Genomic DNA, 19,632 nt, shown 5'->3' on the forward strand with positions numbered 1-19,632 from the left:
ATCCTGAAGCAAGCCGGGCCCGCTCAGCGTCAAGCGCCGCGCTGGCCCATCGCTTGCGCAAACAACCGGGTTGCCAGCAGGCCGTCTGGCGTAAAATGGCTGGATGGCGACATCAGTTTGATCAGTTCATCCATCAGTTCGCTGGCCGGCAGCTTGCGCAGATGCCGGTGCAGAGCGGTCTGTTCTGCATCGAAATCACCTGCATCGACAGGTTCGGCTGCTACCTTCGGGGCAACGTAGCGCCGCGGTTGGCGTTGGGTTGTAGGTGCCGACCATTCGCCGGCTATCCAGTCATGCAGCAACTGCATTTCATACGCGCTGAACACGCCGAACATGGGTGCCCGGTTACCCTGAATCAGCTGCCAGAAGCGGCTTTCGGTCGGGTCGGTGTCGCGTAGAATCCAGCCACGTTTTTCCAATGCAGCGAGAAACTCGCCGGTCCGGCCGGGCTGGCTGAGCCATTCGTTCACGGTACGGCCTTGAATGCGGCAGAAATCGGAGTGCATATTGCGGGCGACCAAGGCCTTCTGTTCCAGCACACGATGTACCTCGGCTTCCAGATTGAAGCTGCCTATGACGTCCATGGAGGATATGCCCAGCTCGTTCAGTTGATAGCCAAGCTTTACCCGCTGATAAAAGGCGTCTGCGTCGCCCGAGATCGGCAGGTTGTCCAGTACGGCGTGTGCGGCTTTCTGAGCATGGCCGGTATCGGCATTGTCGATGGTCACATGCAGCTGAAAATAATAGGGGTCGATACCCAGTTCGTTAAGCTCGTAGGTGGTGATCAGCAGATGCAGGGGAAGTTGCTCGTAGCCCAGGTTGTAACCGATCAGTTCGGGCAGGAAATCCTTGGCCAGGTGAGCCAGTGCCAGCTGTTGGGCGCCCTGCACGTAATGCCCTGCAGATAATGTGTCCGGGTCATTCAGTTCATGGGTATTCAGCAGCTGTTTATACAGCACGACGTGGTTCTGCAGTGGTTCGCTGTCACCCAGCTCTTCAAGATAGGTGCGTACCAGTGAATGAAAGCGCCAATCCTGCCATTGCGAAAGCACGCCGTAGAGCCAGGCGCCATCGACCAGCTTGGTGGGCGCCACGCCGCGCAGGAAGTACATTGCGTGCGCGCGACTGGCGAAAAAACGTCGGGGCTGGCCCTGCTTGCGGGCGGTCAGGTAATCGCTGTAGGCAGAAGTGGTGCGTGCGCTGCCAGCCTTGACCCATTCGCTCAGCTGCTGCGGATCGGTCGGGAGGTCGCAGGGCTGAAGGCTGGCCTGGTGCAGTTGGCGCTGTAGAAACTGACGGGCCGAGGTGAGGTGTTGCTGTGGTTGCTGCAGCAGACGGTGGTACAAGATCGTGGGGTCGGACTGTTCTGTTATCGGTTTATGCGTGTATTGCCGGGTGGGTGTATTCAATGTCGGCATTATCGATTCCCCGCTACGTTTTTCAGGCTTTCGCGGCGAGCGGCAGCTGCGCCGAGGATTCGTCGTGTTCGCAATTGATCGTGCACTGTGTATTTCGAGCTGGTGCGGTTGGAATGATTCAATGAATCGGACGGCCGATCGATGAGATGAACGCTGGTAGGGGCGAAAAACATCGCGTGCCTGTGGTTTGCGGCCCTGTAGCCGCGTATGCTGCGTGGCACATCAAGATGTGCTCCGCTTGCCTGGACCGGCAGTAGCGGAGTATGCATCAGCGAGGATGACTTCTACTGCGCAAGCGACTAGAATGTCCGCCTTTTATTCATTCATCATTGTCTGTTCAACGAGGACTCTACATGCAAGTTTCGGTTGAAACCATCTCCGGCCTTGAGCGCCGCATGACTGTTGGCATCCCTGCCGAGCGCATCGAAAACGAAGTCAACAAGCGCCTGCAGCAGACCGCTGGCCGTGCACGTGTTGATGGTTTCCGTCCGGGCAAGGTGCCGATGAGCGTGATTCGCAAGCGCTTTGGTGCATCTGCACGTCAGGAAGTCATCGGTGAAGTGATTCAGTCTTCCTTCTATGAAGCCATCGTTCAGGAAAAGCTCAACCCCGCCGGTGCGCCGAGCGTTGAGCCCAAGTCGCTGGACGAAGGCAAGGATTTCGAATACATCGCCACTTTCGAGGTTTACCCCGAAGTGACCCTGGCTGATTTCGCTGGGATCGAAGTAGAGCGCATCGACTCCGAAGTAACCGATGCCGATCTGGAAAACATGCTGGAAATCCTGCGCAAGCAGCACACCAACTACGAGCCCGTAGAGCGTGCCGCTGAAGATGGCGACCAGTTGACCATCGACTTCACCGGTCGCGTTGATGGCGAAACCTTCCAGGGCGGCACTGCCAGCAACACCAACCTGGTGCTGGGTTCCGGTCGCATGATCCCCGGTTTCGAAGACGGCCTGGTCGGCGCCAAGGCGGGTGAGACGCGTACTGTCAGCGTTACCTTCCCGGAGGATTATCAGAACCTGGATCTGGCCGGCAAGGCTGCGGAGTTCGAAATCGTCGTGCACAGCGTTGCCGCTGCTGCGCTGCCTGAGCTGAACGACGAGTTCTTCGCCCGTTTCGGCGTGGAAGAGGGCGGTATCGAAGGTTTCCGCACCGAGGTTCGCAAGAACATGGAGCGTGAGCTGCGTCAGGCGATCAAGACCAAGACCAAGAATCAGGTCATGGACGGTCTGCTGAACATCAACGAGATCGAAGTGCCCAAGGCACTGATCAGCAGCGAAGTCGATCGTCTGCGCGAGCAGGCTGTACAGCAGTTCGGCGGCGCCAATATCGATCCTAGCCAGCTGCCGGCTGAGCTGTTCGAAGAGCAGGCCAAGCGTCGTGTCAGCCTTGGTCTGATCGTTGCTGAAATCGTCAAGCAGAACGAGATCAAGCCGGACAACGATCGTGTCCGCGCCATGATCGAAGATCTGGCTTCTGCCTATCAGGAGCCGGAGCAGGTGGTGAACTGGTACATGCAGAACGAGCAGCAGCTTGCCGAGATTCAGTCTGTTGTGCTGGAAGAGCAAGTCGTGGATACTGTATTGCAGAAGGCCAAGGTGACCGACAAGCAGGTCGCCTACGAAGATGCCGTCAAGCCAGCTCAGCCTGAACAGGTTGAAGCCGACGAAGCGGAAAGCAGCGCGGACGAATAATTCGTCATTGTTCTCATGCAGTGCATTGAGCCAGCCTTCGGGCTGGCTCATGTGTTTATGGAAGCCCCGAAAAACCAGCAGCGGCATTGGCTTCGGGGTTTTACGCGACAGGCTAAATCGGAGTGACACCAGCCCATGATTCATAACAGCTATACCGGGTTACCGCCGGAAATTCAGGCCGCAGGCGGTCTGGTGCCCATGGTTGTCGAACAATCGGCACGGGGCGAACGTTCCTATGACATCTATTCACGTCTGCTCAAGGAGCGGGTGATTTTCCTGGTCGGTCAGGTTGAAGATTACATGGCCAATCTGGTGGTGGCTCAGCTGCTGTTCCTTGAGTCGGAGAACCCCGACAAGGACATCCACCTGTACATCAACTCGCCCGGCGGCTCGGTGACTGCGGGCATGGCGATCTATGACACCATGCAGTTCATCAAGCCGAAGGTCAGCACACTGTGCATCGGTCAGGCTTGCAGCATGGGCGCCTTCCTGTTGGCCGGTGGTGCCGAAGGCAAGCGCTTTGCGCTGCCTCATTCGCGAGTGATGATCCACCAGCCGCTCGGCGGTTTTCAGGGTCAGGCGTCGGATATCGAAATCCACGCCCGTGAAATTCTTTATATTCGTGAGCGCCTGAACAAGGTGCTGGCGCATCACACCGGCCAGCCGCTGGACGTGATTGCCCGCGACACCGATCGTGACCGTTTCATGAGTGCCGCCGAGGCGGTTGAATACGGCTTGATCGATCAGATGCTGGAGAGCCGTCCTGCCGCGGAATGATGGCATGACGCACCGGTTTAACGGCCTGGGTGAATAGCCCAGGCCTTTCAATGTTCCGCCTGCCTGACCGGCGTACCGGTACGGGTTGATCGGATTGCACTTGCAAAGAGACGTGGCAGCCCCCATCTTTGTTACAAGAGTGATCTGCAAGCAGGGGTTTTAGATGACAGATATGACTGGGAAGGGTGACGACAACGGCAAGCTGCTGTATTGCTCCTTCTGTGGCAAAAGCCAGCATGAAGTGCGCAAGCTGATTGCCGGCCCCTCCGTATTTATTTGTGATGAATGTGTCGATCTGTGTAACGACATCATTCGTGAAGAGGTTCAGGAAAGCCAGAGCGACAGCGGCGAACAGAAGCTGCCTTCGCCCATGGAAATCTGCGGCATCCTGGATCAGTACGTGATTGGCCAGCAACAGGCCAAGAAAGTGCTGTCGGTAGCGGTTTACAATCACTACAAACGACTCCATCAGCGCGACGGCAAGGATGATGTCGAACTGGGCAAGAGTAATATCCTGGTCATCGGCCCGACCGGCTCGGGTAAGACCCTGTTGGCGGAAACCCTGGCTCGGCTGTTGAACGTGCCCTTCACCATTGCCGATGCGACCACGCTGACCGAAGCCGGTTATGTCGGTGAGGATGTCGAGAACATCATTCAGAAGCTGCTGCAGAAGTGCGATTACGATGTGGAAAAAGCCCAGATGGGTATCGTCTACATCGACGAGATCGACAAGATCTCGCGCAAATCGGACAACCCATCAATCACCCGTGATGTATCGGGTGAAGGCGTGCAGCAGGCGTTGCTCAAGCTGATCGAGGGCACTGTGGCCTCGGTACCGCCACAGGGTGGCCGCAAGCATCCTCAGCAGGAGTTCCTGCAGGTGGACACGCGCAATATCCTGTTCATCTGTGGTGGCGCTTTTGCAGGTCTGGAAAAAGTCATCCGCGACCGTTCCGAGAAGAGCGGCATCGGCTTCAACGCCAGTGTACGCAGCAAGGAAGGCGGCAAGAAGGTGGGTGAGACCCTGCTGGAAGTCGAGCCCGATGATCTGGTGCGTTTCGGCCTGATTCCCGAGTTCGTCGGTCGTCTGCCGGTGATCGCCACCTTGACCGAGTTGGACGAGGATGCGTTGATCCAGATTCTCACCGAGCCGAAGAACTCGCTGACCAAGCAGTACGGTCGGTTGTTCGAGATGGAAGACGTGGAGCTGGAGTTCCGTACCGACGCACTCAAGGCGATCGCCCAGCGTGCCTTGACGCGCAAGACCGGCGCCCGTGGTCTGCGCTCGATCCTGGAAAGCGTACTGCTGGATACCATGTACGAGATTCCATCTGCCGAGCACGTCAGCAAGGTAGTCATCGATGAAAACGTCATCAATGGCAACGCCAAACCGCTACTGATCTATGAATCTCCCGAGCAGCCGCCCAAGGCGATGCCCGAGGAGTGAGTGATATCCACGCCGCCGCCTTGGCGGCGTGGTTCTTTCTGGTCCTGGAATATGCATCTGACAGATTTGTGCGCCATGCGCATCTTGTAATCTGCTGCATGCGCCCTCATCTTGAGTTCATGAGTATTTTCAATTCCGGGTGCAAGTCTGTGGCTTCACCCCACTGCGAGCGAGCCTAAGTCATGACGACTCCCAGCGATTTTCCATTATTGCCACTACGTGACGTGGTGGTGTACCCCAACATGGTCATCCCCCTGTTCGTGGGCCGTGATAAATCCATTGAAGCCCTGGAAGCAGCCATGGTTGCCGACAAGCAGGTACTGCTGCTGGCTCAACGCAACCCTGCGGATGATGATCCGTCCCGCGACGGGCTGTATGACCTGGGTACCGTCGCCACCATTCTGCAGCTGCTGAAACTGCCTGATGGCACCGTCAAGGTACTGGTGGAAGGCGAGCAGCGCGCGCGGGTTGAACGCATCGAAGAGCTGGAAGGCTACCAGCAAGCCAGCGTGACGCTGATCGATGAAGCTGAGCTCGATGAGCGCGAGGCCGAAGTGCTGGTGCGCAGTCTGATGAGCCAGTTCGAGCAGTTCGTCAATCTAGGCAAGAAGATCCCCGCCGAAGCGGTCAGCTCGCTGTCCGGCATCGATGATCCGCGGCGCCTGGTGGATACTATGGCGGCGCAGCTCAACCTGAAAATCGAACAGAAGCAGGCCATCCTGGAAATCATTTCCCTGCGTGAGCGGGTAGAGCATGTGCTGGGTGTGCTGGACAGTGAAATCGACCTGCTGCAGGTGGAAAAGCGCATCCGTGGGCGGGTCAAGAAGCAGATGGAGCGCAGTCAGCGCGAGTATTACCTCAACGAACAGATGAAGGCCATCCAGAAGGAAATGGGTAGCTCCGATGACGGCCACAGTGAGCTGGAAGAGCTCAAGCAGCGTATCGACAATGCCGGCATGACCAAGGAAGCCCTGGAGAAGGCCAATACCGAGCTCAACAAGCTGAAGATGATGTCGCCGATGTCCGCTGAGGCCACCGTGGTGCGCTCCTACATCGAATGGCTGTGCAATGTACCTTGGGCCAGCTCCAGCCGCGTGCGGCATGACCTCAAGCACGCAGAGAAAGTGCTGGAAACCGATCACTACGGTCTTGAAGAAGTAAAAGAGCGGATTCTCGAGTATCTCGCCGTGCAGAAGCGGGTGCGCAAGCTCAAGGGCCCGGTGCTGTGCCTGGTAGGGCCGCCCGGGGTGGGCAAGACCTCGCTGGGTGAGTCCCTGGCGCGGGCAACCAATCGCAAGTTCGTGCGCATGGCCCTGGGCGGTGTACGCGATGAAGCGGAAATCCGCGGGCACCGCCGCACCTACATCGGCTCGATGCCGGGCAAGCTGATCCAGAAGATGAGCAAGGCAGGAGTGAAGAACCCGCTGTTCTTACTTGATGAGATCGACAAGATGGGCCAGGACATGCGCGGTGATCCCTCCTCGGCGCTGCTGGAGGTGCTCGATCCGGAACAGAATCACGCGTTCAGCGACCACTACCTGGAAGTGGATTACGACCTGTCCGACGTCATGTTCATCTGTACCTCCAACTCGATGAACATCCCGGCGCCGCTGCTGGACCGGATGGAAGTCATCCGTATTCCGGGTTACACCGAGGACGAGAAGATCAATATCGCCCAGCGCTACCTGGTGACCAAGCAGGTCAAGAACAACGGTCTGAAGAAAGACGAACTTACTTTTACTACCGAATCGCTGCGCGATCTGATTCGTTACTACACCCGTGAAGCCGGTGTGCGCGGGCTCGAGCGTCAGATTGCCAAGGTTTGCCGCAAGGTGGTGCGTGAGCAGGCGGAGAAGGGTGCAAAGGGCGCCCAGGCTTCGGTTACCGTCGACGGCGCGCTGCTGGAGCACCATTTGGGTGTACACAAGTTCAAATACGGTCTGGCTGAAGAAGCCGACCAGATCGGCCAGGTTACCGGGCTGGCCTGGACGCAGGTTGGCGGTGAGCTGCTCAGTATCGAAGCGGCTGTGATGCCGGGCAAGGGGCGGCAGATCAAGACCGGCTCACTGGGCGATGTGATGCAGGAATCCATCAGCGCGGCACTGACCGTTGTGCGCAGTCGTGCTGCGAGCCTGGGTATCAGCAGTGATTTTCATGAGAAGCATGATATTCACATCCACGTCCCGGAGGGTGCCACACCCAAGGACGGCCCCAGCGCTGGTATCGGCATGTGTACCGCCCTGGTATCTGCGCTGAGCAAGATTCCGGTACGGGCCGAGGTGGCCATGACAGGCGAGATTACCCTGCGCGGTCAGGTGTTGCCGATCGGAGGGTTGAAGGAAAAGTTGCTGGCGGCGCACCGCGGCGGAATCCGTACCGTGGTGATCCCCCATGACAATATCAAGGATCTGAAGGAGATCCCCGACAATATCAAGCAGGATATTGAAGTTATACCGGTAAAATGGATTGACGAGGTGCTGCAGATTGCGCTGCAATACATGCCGGAGCCCTTGAAGGAGGAAGGGGATGAAATCATCGCCAAGGAGGAGCCTCATAATGCTGACGCGAAAGGCCGCATCAGCACTCATTGATGTTAAGCTAGCCGCCATTGGGCCAAGGTGATCCATCCTGGCCCGACAGCCATGCTGCCGTGACGGCAAGCATTCCTTGACATGGTTTTTGACCGCTTGTTATAAAGCGTGCTTCGACCCAAGCAGGTATGCTGACTGGCTACAGCGTTGCTAGAACCACAAGCTTACATAACGACTAAACAACTCATTGAAATAGATAAGGGGACTTAGAGTGAACAAGTCTGAACTGATCGATGCAATCGCTGCATCTGCCGATATTCCGAAAGCTGCTGCCGGTCGTGCTCTGGACGCCGTCATTGAGTCCGTCACTGGTGCTCTGAAAGAAGGTGATTCAGTTGTTCTGGTAGGCTTTGGTACTTTTGCTGTCAAGGAGCGCGCTGCCCGCACCGGTCGCAACCCGCAAACTGGCGAGCCGATTGAAATCAGCGCTGCCAAGATTCCCGGCTTCAAGGCTGGTAAAGCACTCAAGGACGCCGTCAACTGATAGCGTCCTGTAACTGACAGGACATGCCGCCACGACACTGTGCGGCATGCTTTTGGACTCCTGGTCAGCAACAAGACACAGAGGTTCAGTCAGTTCCCGAAAGGCGCATCAATCAGGTGCGCCTTTTTTTGTTGTACAGGATAAGGATGGACCGGCAGGTTCGCGTGATCTGCCGGTTCTGTCGTCTGGTACCACAGGCGGCTGACAAGAAGATTTGGGGGCATGATGCTGCAGAATATGAGGGACAAGGCGCAAAGCTGGGTCGCGAAAGTGATCGTCGGCGTCATTGTGCTGGTTTTTGCGTTGACCGGTTGGGAGTCGATAAGCCGTTTCACCAGCAATGACGATAAAGCGGCTGAGGTCAACGGAACCGTGATCAGCACGGCTGAATTCGAGCAGGCCGTTTCCCTGCAGCGCCGCCAATTGACCCAGCAGTTACAGCAGCTGGGCGAGCAGTTTGACCCCGACATGATTGATGAGCAGTTGCTGCGTGACTCCGTTCTGCAGGGGCTGATACAGCGTGCCGTGTTGCTGGAGGGAGCCCGCGATGCCGATCTGCGCGTCTCCGAACAGATGGTCGATCAGATGCTGTTGAATACGCCAGACTTTCAGGTCAATGGCCAGTTTGACGCCAACCGCTTCGATATCGTGATCCGCAACATGGGCCTGAGCTCACGCATGGCCTTCCGCGATCTGGTACGCCAGGAGTTGATGCTTGCACAGCTGCGCAATGCCTATCAGGCTACTGCTTTTGCCACCCCGGCTGAGCGCCAGATGCTCGCCCGCCTGGAGAACCAGAGCCGTGATTTCGCAGTGCTCGAGCTGGACGCCGATGCCGCAGGGGTCGAGGTGATCGAGGCGGAAGTGGAAGAGTACTACAACGACAATCTGGCCGATTTCCTCAGCCCCGAGCAGGTGATCCTGGAAACCTTGACGCTGTCGCGCAGTGATTTCTTCGATGATGCCCAGGTGGATGAGGCGGCGCTTGAGTCGCTGTATCTACGTGAAACCGAAAACCTGACCGAACAGCGCCGCGCCGCGCACATTCTGATCGAAATTGAAGACGGTGACGAAGCGGCTGCCCGCGAACAGGCTGAAGCCATCAAGGCACGCCTGGATGCCGGCGAAGACTTTGCCGAGCTGGCCCGGGAAGTGTCGGATGACCCGGGTACCGTGAACAACGGTGGTGATATGGGTTATGTCGAACATGGCAGTTTCGATCCGGCTTTCGACGATGCCTTGTTTGCTCTGCAGGAGAATCAGGTATCGGAGCCTGTGCGCAGCCGCTTCGGCATCCATCTGATCAAACTCACCGACCTACAGTCACCGGAAGTGCCCTCGCTGGAGTCCATGCGTCCGACGCTGGAGCAGGAATTGAAAACCGAGGCCGTGGAGCGCCGGTTTGTCGAGGTGGCTCAGGAGCTGGCCAACCTGGCTTACGAGTCCGAGGATCTCGCCGAGCCGGCACGCGTGCTGAACACAGAGATTGAAACCCTGGGGCCGCTGGAGCGCTCCGGTGGAGAAGGTCTGGCTGCCAACCCGAAAATTATCGCTGCGGGCTTTTCCGAGGAAGTACTGGTTGATCGGCGTAACAGCCAATTGATCGAGCTGGATGCCGACACGGTAGCCGTCGTACGGGTCAAGGAGCACCTGCGTCCGGAACAGCGTCCGCTGGAGGAAGTTCGTGCTGAAATTGCCGATCTGCTGCAGTTCCGTAAAGCCACCGAACAGGCGGCTGCACAGGCTGAAAACTGGGTGAAGCAGCTGGGGCAGGGCGAGCTGGATAGCTCGACACTGGCAACGGAACTGGATCAGCAGTGGTTGATTCATGAGGCCGCCAGTCGCTCCGACCGAGACATCGCTCAGGCACTGCTGCGTAACGTGTTCACCATGCCCAAGCCGGATGCCGGCCCGCGCTACGCGCATTTCCGTCAGCCTGACGGCGGCCAGTGGATCGTTGAACTGCGGGGCGTGTCGACGCCGAAGGAGGCGCTGGCTGAGGCCGACTCACCTATGTATGACGAATACATCGCTGGCCAGACCGGTGAGCAGGATTTTGCGGGTGTTCAGCAGCACCTGCAATCCGAGGCTGATATCGAGCGCTTCTGATAGCAGCCCGGGCCGAACGAAAGAACCGCATGTCCTCGGATATGCGGTTTTTTTATGTCCGCAAAGAGGCTGATATCGGGCGTTGTTGGTAAGAAGAATCCTTTGCAAGTGGCATATTGATCATTTACTGTTGCCGCTGCTCCGCTTGCCCGCCATCATTGAGCTGCCGACACGGCCGCGCAAGGTGATTGTGCGTCGACGTGGGGCTTTTCGTTTCCTCTCATTCTGGGTTTGTGTTTTCCATGACCGACTCCCCGTCATTATCCATCCGCCATAAACGTCTGATCGGTATTCTGGCATTGCTGCTGGTTCTGGCCGGGATCTGGTATCTGTTGGCAAGGAACCCGGCTTCGGTGCCGCCACCCCAGCGCAGTGCCTGGAACCAGCCGACCCCGGTGCGGGTAGTACAGGTCGAGCGTGGCAGCCTTGATGTGCAGCTCAAATCCATCGGCACTGTCACCCCGCTTAACACGGTAACAGTGCGCAGCCGGGTCGACGGCGAACTTACGCGGGTGCTGTTCACCGAAGGCGCCGAGGTGGAGCGGGGCACCTTGCTGGCCGAGATCGATCCATCGCCCTACCGGGCGCAGCTGGCTCAGGCCGAAGGTCTGGCCCAGCAGAACCAGGCGCAGTTGGCCAACGCCCAGGCGGATCTGGAACTGTATGAAGGATTGTTCGAACAGGATTCCATCGCCCGTCAGCAGTTGACCAGCCAGCGCGCGCTGGTGGAGGAGCTGCGCGGTACCCTCAAGGCGAACGCGGCCCAGGTCGAGGATGCCCGCCTGCAGTTGTCCTGGACCCACATCGAGGCGCCCATTGCCGGCAAGTTGGGATTGCGCCGGGTGGATGCTGGCAACCTGGTGAGCAGCGGCGATACCGAAGGCCTGGTGAGCATTACCCAGATGCGCCCGATCGCCGTGGAGTTCACTGTGCCGGAGCCTGATGTGCCAGCCCTGCGTCGGGCTGCGGCCAGCGGCGAGGAACTGGCGGTGCAGGTGCTGGATCGCAGCGAGCAGCAGACACTTGCCAATGGTCGGTTGCACACCCTGGATAACCAGATAGATATCGCCACCGGCACCCTGCGAGTCAAAGCGCTGTTTGAGAATGAGGATGACGACCTGTTCCCCAATCAATTTGTCAACGTGCGCCTGCGACTGCATACCTTGCCCTCGGTGGTCACCATTCCCGCGGATGCGGTGCAGTTCGGCTCCCGCGGTACCTATGTTTATGTGGTGAAACCGGAGGAAAGCAAGGCCTACAGCCGGCTGGTCAAGCTCGGCGCGAGCGCCGATGGCCGGGTAGCGGTGACCGATGGACTGGCGGAACAGGAACTGGTGGTGCTGGAAGGGCTCGACCGGCTGCGCGATGGCCGCGAGGTGGTGATCAGTGATGAGGATGCCGGTTGATGAAGGGCTTGTCGGTGGCCGCCGCCACGCGACCGGGAGCGGCGCAGCTGGTTGAGGCCGGCGGCAGATGATGAGCCTGTCGCGTCCCTTCATCCTGCGACCGGTCGCCACCTCGCTGCTGATGTTGGCGTTTCTCATCACGGGCGTTATTGCCTGGCGCCTGTTGCCAGTAGCGGCGCTGCCGCAGGTGGATTATCCGATCATCCAGGTATTCACTTTCCAGCCCGGTGCCGGGCCGAACGTCACCGCTCGCACTATTACCGCACCCTTGGAGCGCCATCTGGGGCAGATCCCCGGCCTCAAGCAGATGTCCTCCACCAGCTCTGCCGGTGCCTCGGTGATTACCCTGCAGTTCGCACTGGAGGTTGATCTCGGCGTCGCGGAGCAGGAAGTACAGGCGGCAATCAATACTGCCGACAGTCTGCTGCCCAATGAGTTGCCCGCACCACCCATCTACCGCAAGGTCAACCCGGCCGATGCGCCCATTCTCACTCTGGCTATCACCTCCGACGCCATGCCGCTGCCCGAGATCCATGATCTGGTGGACACCCGTATGGCCCAGAAACTCGCCCAGTTATCCGGGGTGGGCATGGTCAGCCTGGCTGGCGGCCAGCGACCGGCGCTGCGGGTCCAGGCCAATCCGGCAGCACTGGCCGCCCGTGGCCTGAGTCTTGATGATGTGCGGGCGGCCATCGCCGCTACCAACGTCAACCAGCCCAAAGGCAGCTTTGATGGCCCCCTGCGTACCACCATGCTGGATGCCAACGATCAGATCCGCTCGGTGCAGGACTACCGGGATCTGATTCTTACCTGGCAGGATGGCGCCGCGCTGCGCCTGGGTGATGTGGCCACTATTGTCGACGGCGCCGAGGATCGTTTTCTTGCGGCCTGGGCAGACACCCAGCCGGCGGTGCTGCTGAATGTGCAGCGCCAGCCCGGCGCCAACGTCATTGATGTGGCGGACCGGGTGCAGGCACTGCTGTCGCAACTGACCGCGACCCTGCCGGCAGCGGTGGATGTAACTGTGCTCACCGACCGCACCCAGAGCATCCGCGCCTCGGTGCGCGATGTGCAGCATGAGTTGCTGTTCGCCATCCTGCTGGTGGTGCTGGTGACCTTCGCCTTTCTGCGCAGCATTCCCGCCACTATTATCCCCAGCATAGCCGTACCGCTGTCGCTGGTAGGCACCTTCGGCTTCATGTACTTGATGGGGTTTTCCATCAACAATCTGACGCTGATGGCGCTGACCATTGCCACCGGCTTCGTGGTGGATGACGCCATCGTCATGCTGGAGAACATCGCCCGGCACCGCGAGCAGGGCGCGTCGCCAATGGAGGCCGCGCTCAAGGGGGCGGCGCAGATTGGCTTCACTCTGATCTCGCTGACCCTGTCGCTGATCGCCGTATTGATCCCGCTGCTGTTCATGGGCGATCTGGTAGGCCGACTGTTCCACGAATTTGCCGTGACCCTGGCGGTGGCCATTGCCATCTCGCTGGTCGTGTCCCTGACCCTGACGCCGATGATGTGCGCGCGGATGCTGCGCCAGCCGCTGGTCCATGACGAGCAGGCCGAAGGGCGAAGTCTGATGAGCAGAACCATCCGCTGTTACGGCGAACTGCTCGACTGGGCATTGGATCGTCAGCCACTGATGTTGCTGGTAATGCTGGCGACCATCGGTTTGACTGCGCTGTTGTATCTGGCGGTGCCCAAGGACTTCTTTCCGGTGCAGGACAGCGGCGTGATCCAGGTGGTGACCGAAGCCCCCCAGGAGATTTCCTTCAGCGCCATGGGCGAGCGGCAGCAGGCCCTGGCCGCGGCGCTGCTAAATGATACCGGGGTGGTCAGTCTGTCTTCCTTCATCGGCGTGGATGGCACCAACAGCAGTCTCAACAGCGGGCGGATGTTCATCAACCTGCCGCCACACAGCGAACGCAGCGAATCGGTATTCAGCGTCATCGAGCGGCTGCGTCAGCGTGCCGCCGAGATCGAGGGTATCGAGGCCTGGTTCCAACCGGTGCAGGAGTTGAGTATCGAAGACCGGGTTGCCCGCACCCAGTATCAATTCACTCTCACCAGTCTCGACAGCGAGACCCTCGGTGAGTGGGCTCCACGCCTTGTGGATGCTTTGCGTCAGCGACCGGAGTTGATCGACGTGGCATCCGATCTGCAGCACCGGGGCCAGGAGCTCTATCTGGAAATCGACCGCGACGCTGCAGCGCGTCTGGGTATCAGTGTCTCGGCCATTGCCGAAGTACTGCAGAACGCCTTCGGGCAGCGACAGATCTCGACCCTGTTCACCCAGGCGAATCAGTATCGGGTGGTGCTGGAGATGGACCCGGCACTGGCTCAGGGCCCGGACGCGCTGCGCAGTATTTATGTACCCACCGCCTCGGGTGGCCAGGCGCCCCTGGCCACGGTGGCGCGGCTGCAGCAGCGCGCGACGCCGCTGAAGATCAGCCATCAGGGGCAGTTTCCGATGGCCACGGTGTCCTTCAATCTGGGGCCACAGACTTCACTTGGCCAGGCGGTTGCAGCGATCGAGCAGGTCAGCGGGGAGCTGGCCATGCCGACGGAAATCGAGACCCGCTTCCAGGGTGCGGCGCAAGCCTTCCAGGCCTCGCTGTCCAATACCCTGTGGCTGATTCTGGCGGCGGTGTTAACCATGTACATCGTGCTGGGTGTGCTCTATGAGAGCACCATCCATCCCATCACCATTCTTTCCACTTTGCCATCGGCAACCGTCGGCGCCTTGCTGGCGCTGCTGGTCAGCGGCCGGGCGCTGGATATGATCGCGGTGGTCGGGGTGGTACTGCTGATCGGTCTGGTGAAGAAGAACGGCATCATGATGGTGGATTTTGCGCTTGAGGCTCAACGTAATCAGGGCATGGCGCCGCGGCAGGCGATTCACCGGGCGGCGATGCTGCGTTTCCGGCCGATTCTGATGACCACGCTGGCGGCGCTGTTCGGTGCGGTGCCCCTGATGCTGGCCAGTGGCTCGGGGGCCGAACTTCGGCAGCCGTTGGGATTGGTCATGGTCGGCGGCTTGCTGGTCAGCCAGGTATTGACCCTGTTCACCACGCCGGTGGTATACCTGTTCTTTGACCGGCTCAGCCGGCGCCGCCGTACCCAGGCGGATACCGATGCAGCGAGTCAGGGCTGATGAATCCTGCGCGCCTGTTCGTCAGTCGGCCGATTGCCAGTTGTCTACTGGCTCTGGCCTTGCTGACCTGCGGCCTGTTGACCTGGCGCCTGCTGCCGGTGGCACCCTTGCCGGAAGTGGAGTTCCCGGTCATTACGGTCAGCGCCAGCCTGCCGGGGGCCAGTCCGGAAAGCATGGCCACCACGGTCGCCACGCCGCTGGAGCGCGCGCTGGGCAGTATTTCCGGGGTGCTTGCCATTACCTCCAGCAGCAACCAGGGTTCCACCCAGATCATGTTGCAGTTCGAACTGGACCGCAACATCGACGAGGCCGCGCGGGAGGTGCAGGCCGCCATCAATACGGTCCGCGGCGAGCTGCCCGCCGGCATGCCGGGTAACCCCGAGTACCGCAAGGTCAATCCTTCCCAGGCGCCGATCATGGCCCTGGCGCTCAGTTCAGCCAACTTGGATTCCAGCGACCTCTACGATGCGGCCTCGACCATCCTGGCGCAGAAGTTGGCGCAGATCAGCGGGGTGGGGGAGGTGAGCGTCACCGGCGCCTCGCTGCCGGCGGTGCGAGTGCAGCTGGACCCCGGCGCATTGCTGCACAACAGCATTGCCCTGGATGAGGTGCGCAACGCCATCATCCAGAGTACGGCGCTGTATCCACTGGGCTTCATCGAGGATGACGAACATCGCTGGCGGGTAGGCATCAGCGATTCGCTGCGGACGGCAGAACAGTACCGTGAACTGACAATCCGCCATCGCGACGGTGCGGTGGTACGGCTGGGCGACCTGGCCACGGTCACCGATTCGGTGGAGAACCGCTACACCAGCGGTTTTCACAACCATGACCCGGCAGTGATCCTGATGATCAGCCGGCAGAGTGGCGCCAATGTGGTGCGCACCATCGATGCTATCCATGAACAGCTGCCGCAACTGCAGGCGCTGATGCCGGTCGATAGCGAGCTGGCCGTGGTCATGGATCGTTCGCCGGTCATCCGCGCCACCTTGAACGAAGCTCAGTTCACTCTGCTGCTCGCCTCGGTGCTGGTGGTGCTGGTGGTGTGGCTGTTCCTCGGCAGCGCGCGCACCGCGCTTATTCCTTCGGTGGCGTTACCGGTGTCGCTGGTCGGCAGCTTTGTGGTGATGTATTTCTACGGTTTTTCCCTCAACAATCTGTCGTTGATGGCGCTGATCGTCGCCGCCGGGCTGGTGGTGGACGATGCCATCGTGGTGCTGGAGAACGTCGAGCGGCATATCGAGAATGGCCTGACGCCCTTTCAGGCCGCACTCAAGGGCACCGGGGAGGTGGGTTTTACTCTGTTGGCGATGAACGTGGCGCTGGTGGTGGTGTTCGTCTCCATCCTGTTCATGGGCGGGATAGTCGAGCGGCTGTTTCGCGAGTTCTCCATTACGCTGGCGGCGGCCATGCTCATCTCTCTGCTGGTCTCTCTGACCTTGACTCCCAGCCTGTGCGCGCTGTGGCTGAAGAGCCGGGCCGAGCGGGAGCCTGGCGCGGTAGCGCGCTATAGCGAAAGTCTGTTCAGTGCGCTGCGAGACGGCTACCAGGGAACGCTCGATTGGGCGCTGCGCCATGGCGTGCTGGTCCTGCTGGCGCTGGCAGCGGTGATCGCCTGCAATGCCTGGTTGTACGTCAATATCACCAAGGAAACCCTGCCACAACAGGACACCGGACAGATTCGTGGTTTTGTGCGCGGTGACGACGGCTTTTCCTTCCGGGTCATGCAGCCGAAGATTGAAGCCTACCGCCAGTTCATTCTGGCCGACCCGGCGGTACAGGATCTTACCGGTACCAGCGGCGGCGCCGGCGGCACCACCAACGCCCAGCTGTCGATCAACCTCAAACCGCTCGAGGAGCGTGGCGTCTCGGCCCAGCAGGTGGTCGAACGGCTGCGGCAGAATCCACCGCAGATCCCGGGTGCCATGATGATACTGATGGTCGATCAGGATCTTTACCTGGGCTCGCCGTTCCGGCGCAGCGAGCATGAAGTGGTATTGCGCTCCGACTCACTCGAGGCGCTGAAGCTCTGGTCGCAACGGGTATCCGTAGCCATGCAGGACTTGCCTGAACTGGTGGACGTTGACGCGGCCGGCGGCGAAGAGACTCGCCAGGTGATGCTCGATATCGACCGGGAGGCGGCCCGACGCCTTGGTGTGGATATGGCCACGATCGCCTCGGTACTCAACAACTCCTTCTCCCAACGCCAGGTGGCGACCCTCTACGACGAGCTGAACCAGTACCGGGTGGTGATGGAACTCGACCCGCGCTACACCGAGGACCCGGCTGTGCTGGGGCAGATCGAGGTGATCACCGATGTCGGCACGCGCGTACCGATATCCGCCTTCGCCCGCTGGGATTACGGCATGGCCAGCGACCGGGTGCGGCATGACGGCCAGTTCGCCTCGGTAGGTGTCGGCTATGCCCTGGCGCCCGGTGTGACAGCCTATGAAGCCGAGCAGGCGATTGACCGTATGCTCGGTGAGGTCATGCTGCCGAGCAGCGTGCATACGGTACCGGCATCATCCGGGCGACCGGATTTCAGCGTCAATCTCAATCAACCATGGTTGCTGTTGTGGGTGGTGCTGGCGGTGTATCTGGTGCTCGGGGTGCTGTATGAAAGTACCCTGCACCCGCTGACCATTCTGTCGACCCTGCCGTCGGCCGGCGTCGGTGCCTTGCTGGCGCTCCATCTCAGCGGTACCCACTTCAGCTTGATCGCCTTGCTGGGATTGTTTTTGCTCATCGGTGTGGTGATGAAAAATGCCATCATGATGATCGACTTCGCCCTCGAGGCCCAGCGCCGTGACGGTCTGGCGCCCCGGGCAGCTATTCGTCACGCGGCGGTGTTGCGGCTGCGGCCCATCCTGATGACCAACATCGCCGGGCTTCTCGGTGCGGTGCCGCTGGTGCTCGGCTTCGGCGAAGGCGCGGAGATGCGTCGGCCGTTGGGCATCACCATTATCGGCGGGTTGGCAGTCAGCCAGTTGCTGACGCTGTATACCACACCTGTCATCTATCTCTATCTGGAGCGCCTGCGGCAGCGGGTGCTGCGCAACCGGGAGCAACCGGTCGACTCGATGAATCCTTCGCCATGAAAATACTACCACTGTCTGTCCCGCTGTTTGTCATTCTGCTGTCCGCCTGTACTCTGGGGCCGGATTATATTCAGCCCGATATTGCGGATACCGCCGCTGTCAGATACCAGGACGGCTGGCAGCCGATGCCCGCGCAGAGCTGGAAGGCCAGCGGCAGTTGGTGGCGGGCATTCGATGACGACACCCTGAGTGCTCTGGTGGAGCGCAGCACCCGGGCGAATCAGACCCTTGCTCAGGCCGAGGCCCGCTTTCGCGCCGCCGAAGCACAGTGGCGCCTGTCCCGCGGCGGCTTGAGCCCGGAGCTGGAGGCGACCCTGGGGGCGACCCGCAGTGGCGGCAGTGGCGAAATCGAGCGGTCTGCTTCCGAGCAGTACGATGCCCGCCTGCAGTTCAGCTGGGCGCCGGATCTGTGGGGGAGGGTGCGGCGGGGGATCGAGGCCGATGAGGCAGGTTTGCAGGCCAGCGCTGCGGACCTGGCGGCGGCCCGGCTTGCGATTCAGGTGGCGGTGGCCGGCGCCTATGTCAATGTACGCGCACTGGATCGTCAGCAGGAGATCCTCAACGAAACCATGGCGGCCTACGACCGGTCCGCGACCCTGACCCGCAACCAGTATGAAGCCGGTATTGTGTCCTGCGCCGACGTCATCCAGGCCGAGACTCAGCGCCAGTCGCTGCGTACGGAGATGTACGACCTGCAGGCCGCGCGCGCCCGGGAGCAGAATGCGCTGGCGGCCTTGCTGGGCATCGCCCCGGCCGAACTCAGCCTGGAACAGCAAGGTGAGCGCCTGCCGGCTGTCCCTGTTCTGCCGCAGAGCCTGCCGGCCGTGCTGATCGCCCGGCGACCCGATGTGGTCGCCGCCGAGCGCCAGGTGGTCGCAGCCAATGCGCGCATCGGTGTGGCCCAGACCGCCTGGCTGCCGGACCTGAGCCTGGATCTCTGGGGCGGCGTGCAGAGCGGCAGTTTCAGTGGGCTGTTCGATGCACCGGCCAGGGTCTGGTCAGTGGGGCCGAGTCTGGCCCAGACACTGTTCGACGGCGGTCGGCGCGCGGCCACCCGGGACATGGCCATCGCGCAGTACGATGAACAGGCAGCCTTCTATCGGCAGACCGTGCTCGATAGCCTGCGGGAGCTCGAGGATGCCCTGGCCACGCTGCAGATCCTGGCCGAGAAGACCGAGCAGCAGGATGCTCTGTTGCAACTGGCACTGGAGAACGAACGGGTGATCACCAACCGCTATCGAGCGGGGCAGGTCTCTTTCCTGGAGGTGGCGACAGCGCAGAACACCACCCTGAGCACCCGGCGGGTGGCAGTGGACATCCATGCCGAGAGGTTGGCAGCCACGCTGCAGTTGGCAGCAATCATCGGTGGCGGCTGGGATCTGGATGATCCGGTGATTCAATCAGTGACGGGAGAGTAAGCCTGCGCTTTAACCTGGGGACTGCCT

Annotated in this window: 11 protein-coding genes; 10 read left to right on the plus strand and 1 reads right to left on the minus strand. The window is 60.3% G+C overall.

The window, feature by feature from the left end; translation table 11 throughout:
• Positions 1-29 precede the first annotated feature (29 nt).
• Entirely contained in the window at positions 30-1,418 is a 1,389-nt protein-coding gene (locus BLU11_RS05865) for an iron-containing redox enzyme family protein (protein WP_090272488.1), read from the minus strand.
• 353 nt (positions 1,419-1,771) lie between these two features.
• On the opposite strand from BLU11_RS05865, the gene tig reads away from it, so the two are divergent.
• From tig to BLU11_RS05915, 10 genes are all read left to right on the plus strand, one after another.
• Positions 1,772-3,115 (plus strand): trigger factor, encoded by a 1,344-nt coding sequence (gene tig, locus BLU11_RS05870; protein WP_090272489.1) that lies wholly within the window; start codon positions 1,772-1,774, stop codon positions 3,113-3,115.
• A gap of 135 nt (positions 3,116-3,250) precedes the next feature.
• Positions 3,251-3,892 (plus strand): ATP-dependent Clp endopeptidase proteolytic subunit ClpP, encoded by a 642-nt coding sequence (clpP, locus tag BLU11_RS05875; protein ID WP_090272490.1) that lies wholly within the window; start codon positions 3,251-3,253, stop codon positions 3,890-3,892.
• Positions 3,893-4,055: 163 nt separating this feature from the next.
• Complete coding sequence (gene clpX / locus BLU11_RS05880) at positions 4,056-5,339, plus strand: ATP-dependent Clp protease ATP-binding subunit ClpX (protein ID WP_090272491.1); 1,284 nt, start codon at positions 4,056-4,058, stop codon at positions 5,337-5,339.
• Between the two features lie 182 nt (positions 5,340-5,521).
• On the plus strand, positions 5,522-7,930 hold the full coding sequence (gene lon / locus BLU11_RS05885) for an endopeptidase La (RefSeq protein ID WP_090272492.1): 2,409 nt from the start codon (positions 5,522-5,524) through the stop codon (positions 7,928-7,930).
• 211 nt (positions 7,931-8,141) lie between these two features.
• Positions 8,142-8,414: a nucleoid-associated protein HU-beta gene (hupB, locus tag BLU11_RS05890; RefSeq protein ID WP_036992334.1), complete on the plus strand. Its 273-nt coding sequence runs from the start codon at positions 8,142-8,144 to the stop codon at positions 8,412-8,414.
• Positions 8,415-8,636: 222 nt separating this feature from the next.
• Entirely contained in the window at positions 8,637-10,523 is a 1,887-nt protein-coding gene (locus BLU11_RS05895) for a SurA N-terminal domain-containing protein (RefSeq protein WP_090272493.1), read from the plus strand.
• A gap of 242 nt (positions 10,524-10,765) precedes the next feature.
• Positions 10,766-11,929: an efflux RND transporter periplasmic adaptor subunit gene (locus tag BLU11_RS05900; protein WP_090272494.1), complete on the plus strand. Its 1,164-nt coding sequence runs from the start codon at positions 10,766-10,768 to the stop codon at positions 11,927-11,929.
• 70 nt (positions 11,930-11,999) lie between these two features.
• On the plus strand, positions 12,000-15,089 hold the full coding sequence (locus tag BLU11_RS05905; RefSeq protein WP_090276280.1) for a multidrug efflux RND transporter permease subunit: 3,090 nt from the start codon (positions 12,000-12,002) through the stop codon (positions 15,087-15,089).
• A complete protein-coding gene (locus tag BLU11_RS05910; RefSeq protein WP_090272495.1) occupies positions 15,089-18,187 on the plus strand; it encodes an efflux RND transporter permease subunit in 3,099 nt (1,032 codons plus the stop codon). The genes BLU11_RS05905 and BLU11_RS05910 overlap by 1 nt, the downstream gene beginning before the upstream one ends.
• The gene (locus BLU11_RS05915) at positions 18,184-19,605 is read left to right on the plus strand and encodes an efflux transporter outer membrane subunit (RefSeq protein WP_090272496.1); all 1,422 of its coding nucleotides are present in this window, start codon (positions 18,184-18,186) and stop codon (positions 19,603-19,605) included. Before BLU11_RS05910 ends, BLU11_RS05915 begins: the two co-directional genes overlap by 4 nt.
• Positions 19,606-19,632 lie beyond the last annotated feature (27 nt).

This window comes from Halopseudomonas litoralis, from assembly GCF_900105005.1.
Taxonomy (GTDB): Bacteria; Pseudomonadota; Gammaproteobacteria; order Pseudomonadales; family Pseudomonadaceae; genus Halopseudomonas; species Halopseudomonas litoralis.

Bases quoted from the DNA above. Each gene is read 5' to 3' on its own strand.
- BLU11_RS05895 (WP_090272493.1), top strand. From the start codon at position 8,637: ATGATGCTGCAGAATATGAGGGACAAGGCGCAAAGCTGGGTCGCGAAA.
- clpP (WP_090272490.1), top strand. From the start codon at position 3,251: ATGATTCATAACAGCTATACCGGGTTACCGCCGGAAATTCAGGCCGCA.
- BLU11_RS05915 (WP_090272496.1), top strand. From the start codon at position 18,184: ATGAAAATACTACCACTGTCTGTCCCGCTGTTTGTCATTCTGCTGTCC.
- BLU11_RS05910 (WP_090272495.1), top strand. From the start codon at position 15,089: ATGAATCCTGCGCGCCTGTTCGTCAGTCGGCCGATTGCCAGTTGTCTA.
- BLU11_RS05900 (WP_090272494.1), top strand. From the start codon at position 10,766: ATGACCGACTCCCCGTCATTATCCATCCGCCATAAACGTCTGATCGGT.
- BLU11_RS05905 (WP_090276280.1), top strand. From the start codon at position 12,000: ATGAGCCTGTCGCGTCCCTTCATCCTGCGACCGGTCGCCACCTCGCTG.
- BLU11_RS05865 (WP_090272488.1), bottom strand. From the start codon at position 1,418: ATGCCGACATTGAATACACCCACCCGGCAATACACGCATAAACCGATA.
- lon (WP_090272492.1), top strand. From the start codon at position 5,522: ATGACGACTCCCAGCGATTTTCCATTATTGCCACTACGTGACGTGGTG.
- clpX (WP_090272491.1), top strand. From the start codon at position 4,056: ATGACAGATATGACTGGGAAGGGTGACGACAACGGCAAGCTGCTGTAT.
- tig (WP_090272489.1), top strand. From the start codon at position 1,772: ATGCAAGTTTCGGTTGAAACCATCTCCGGCCTTGAGCGCCGCATGACT.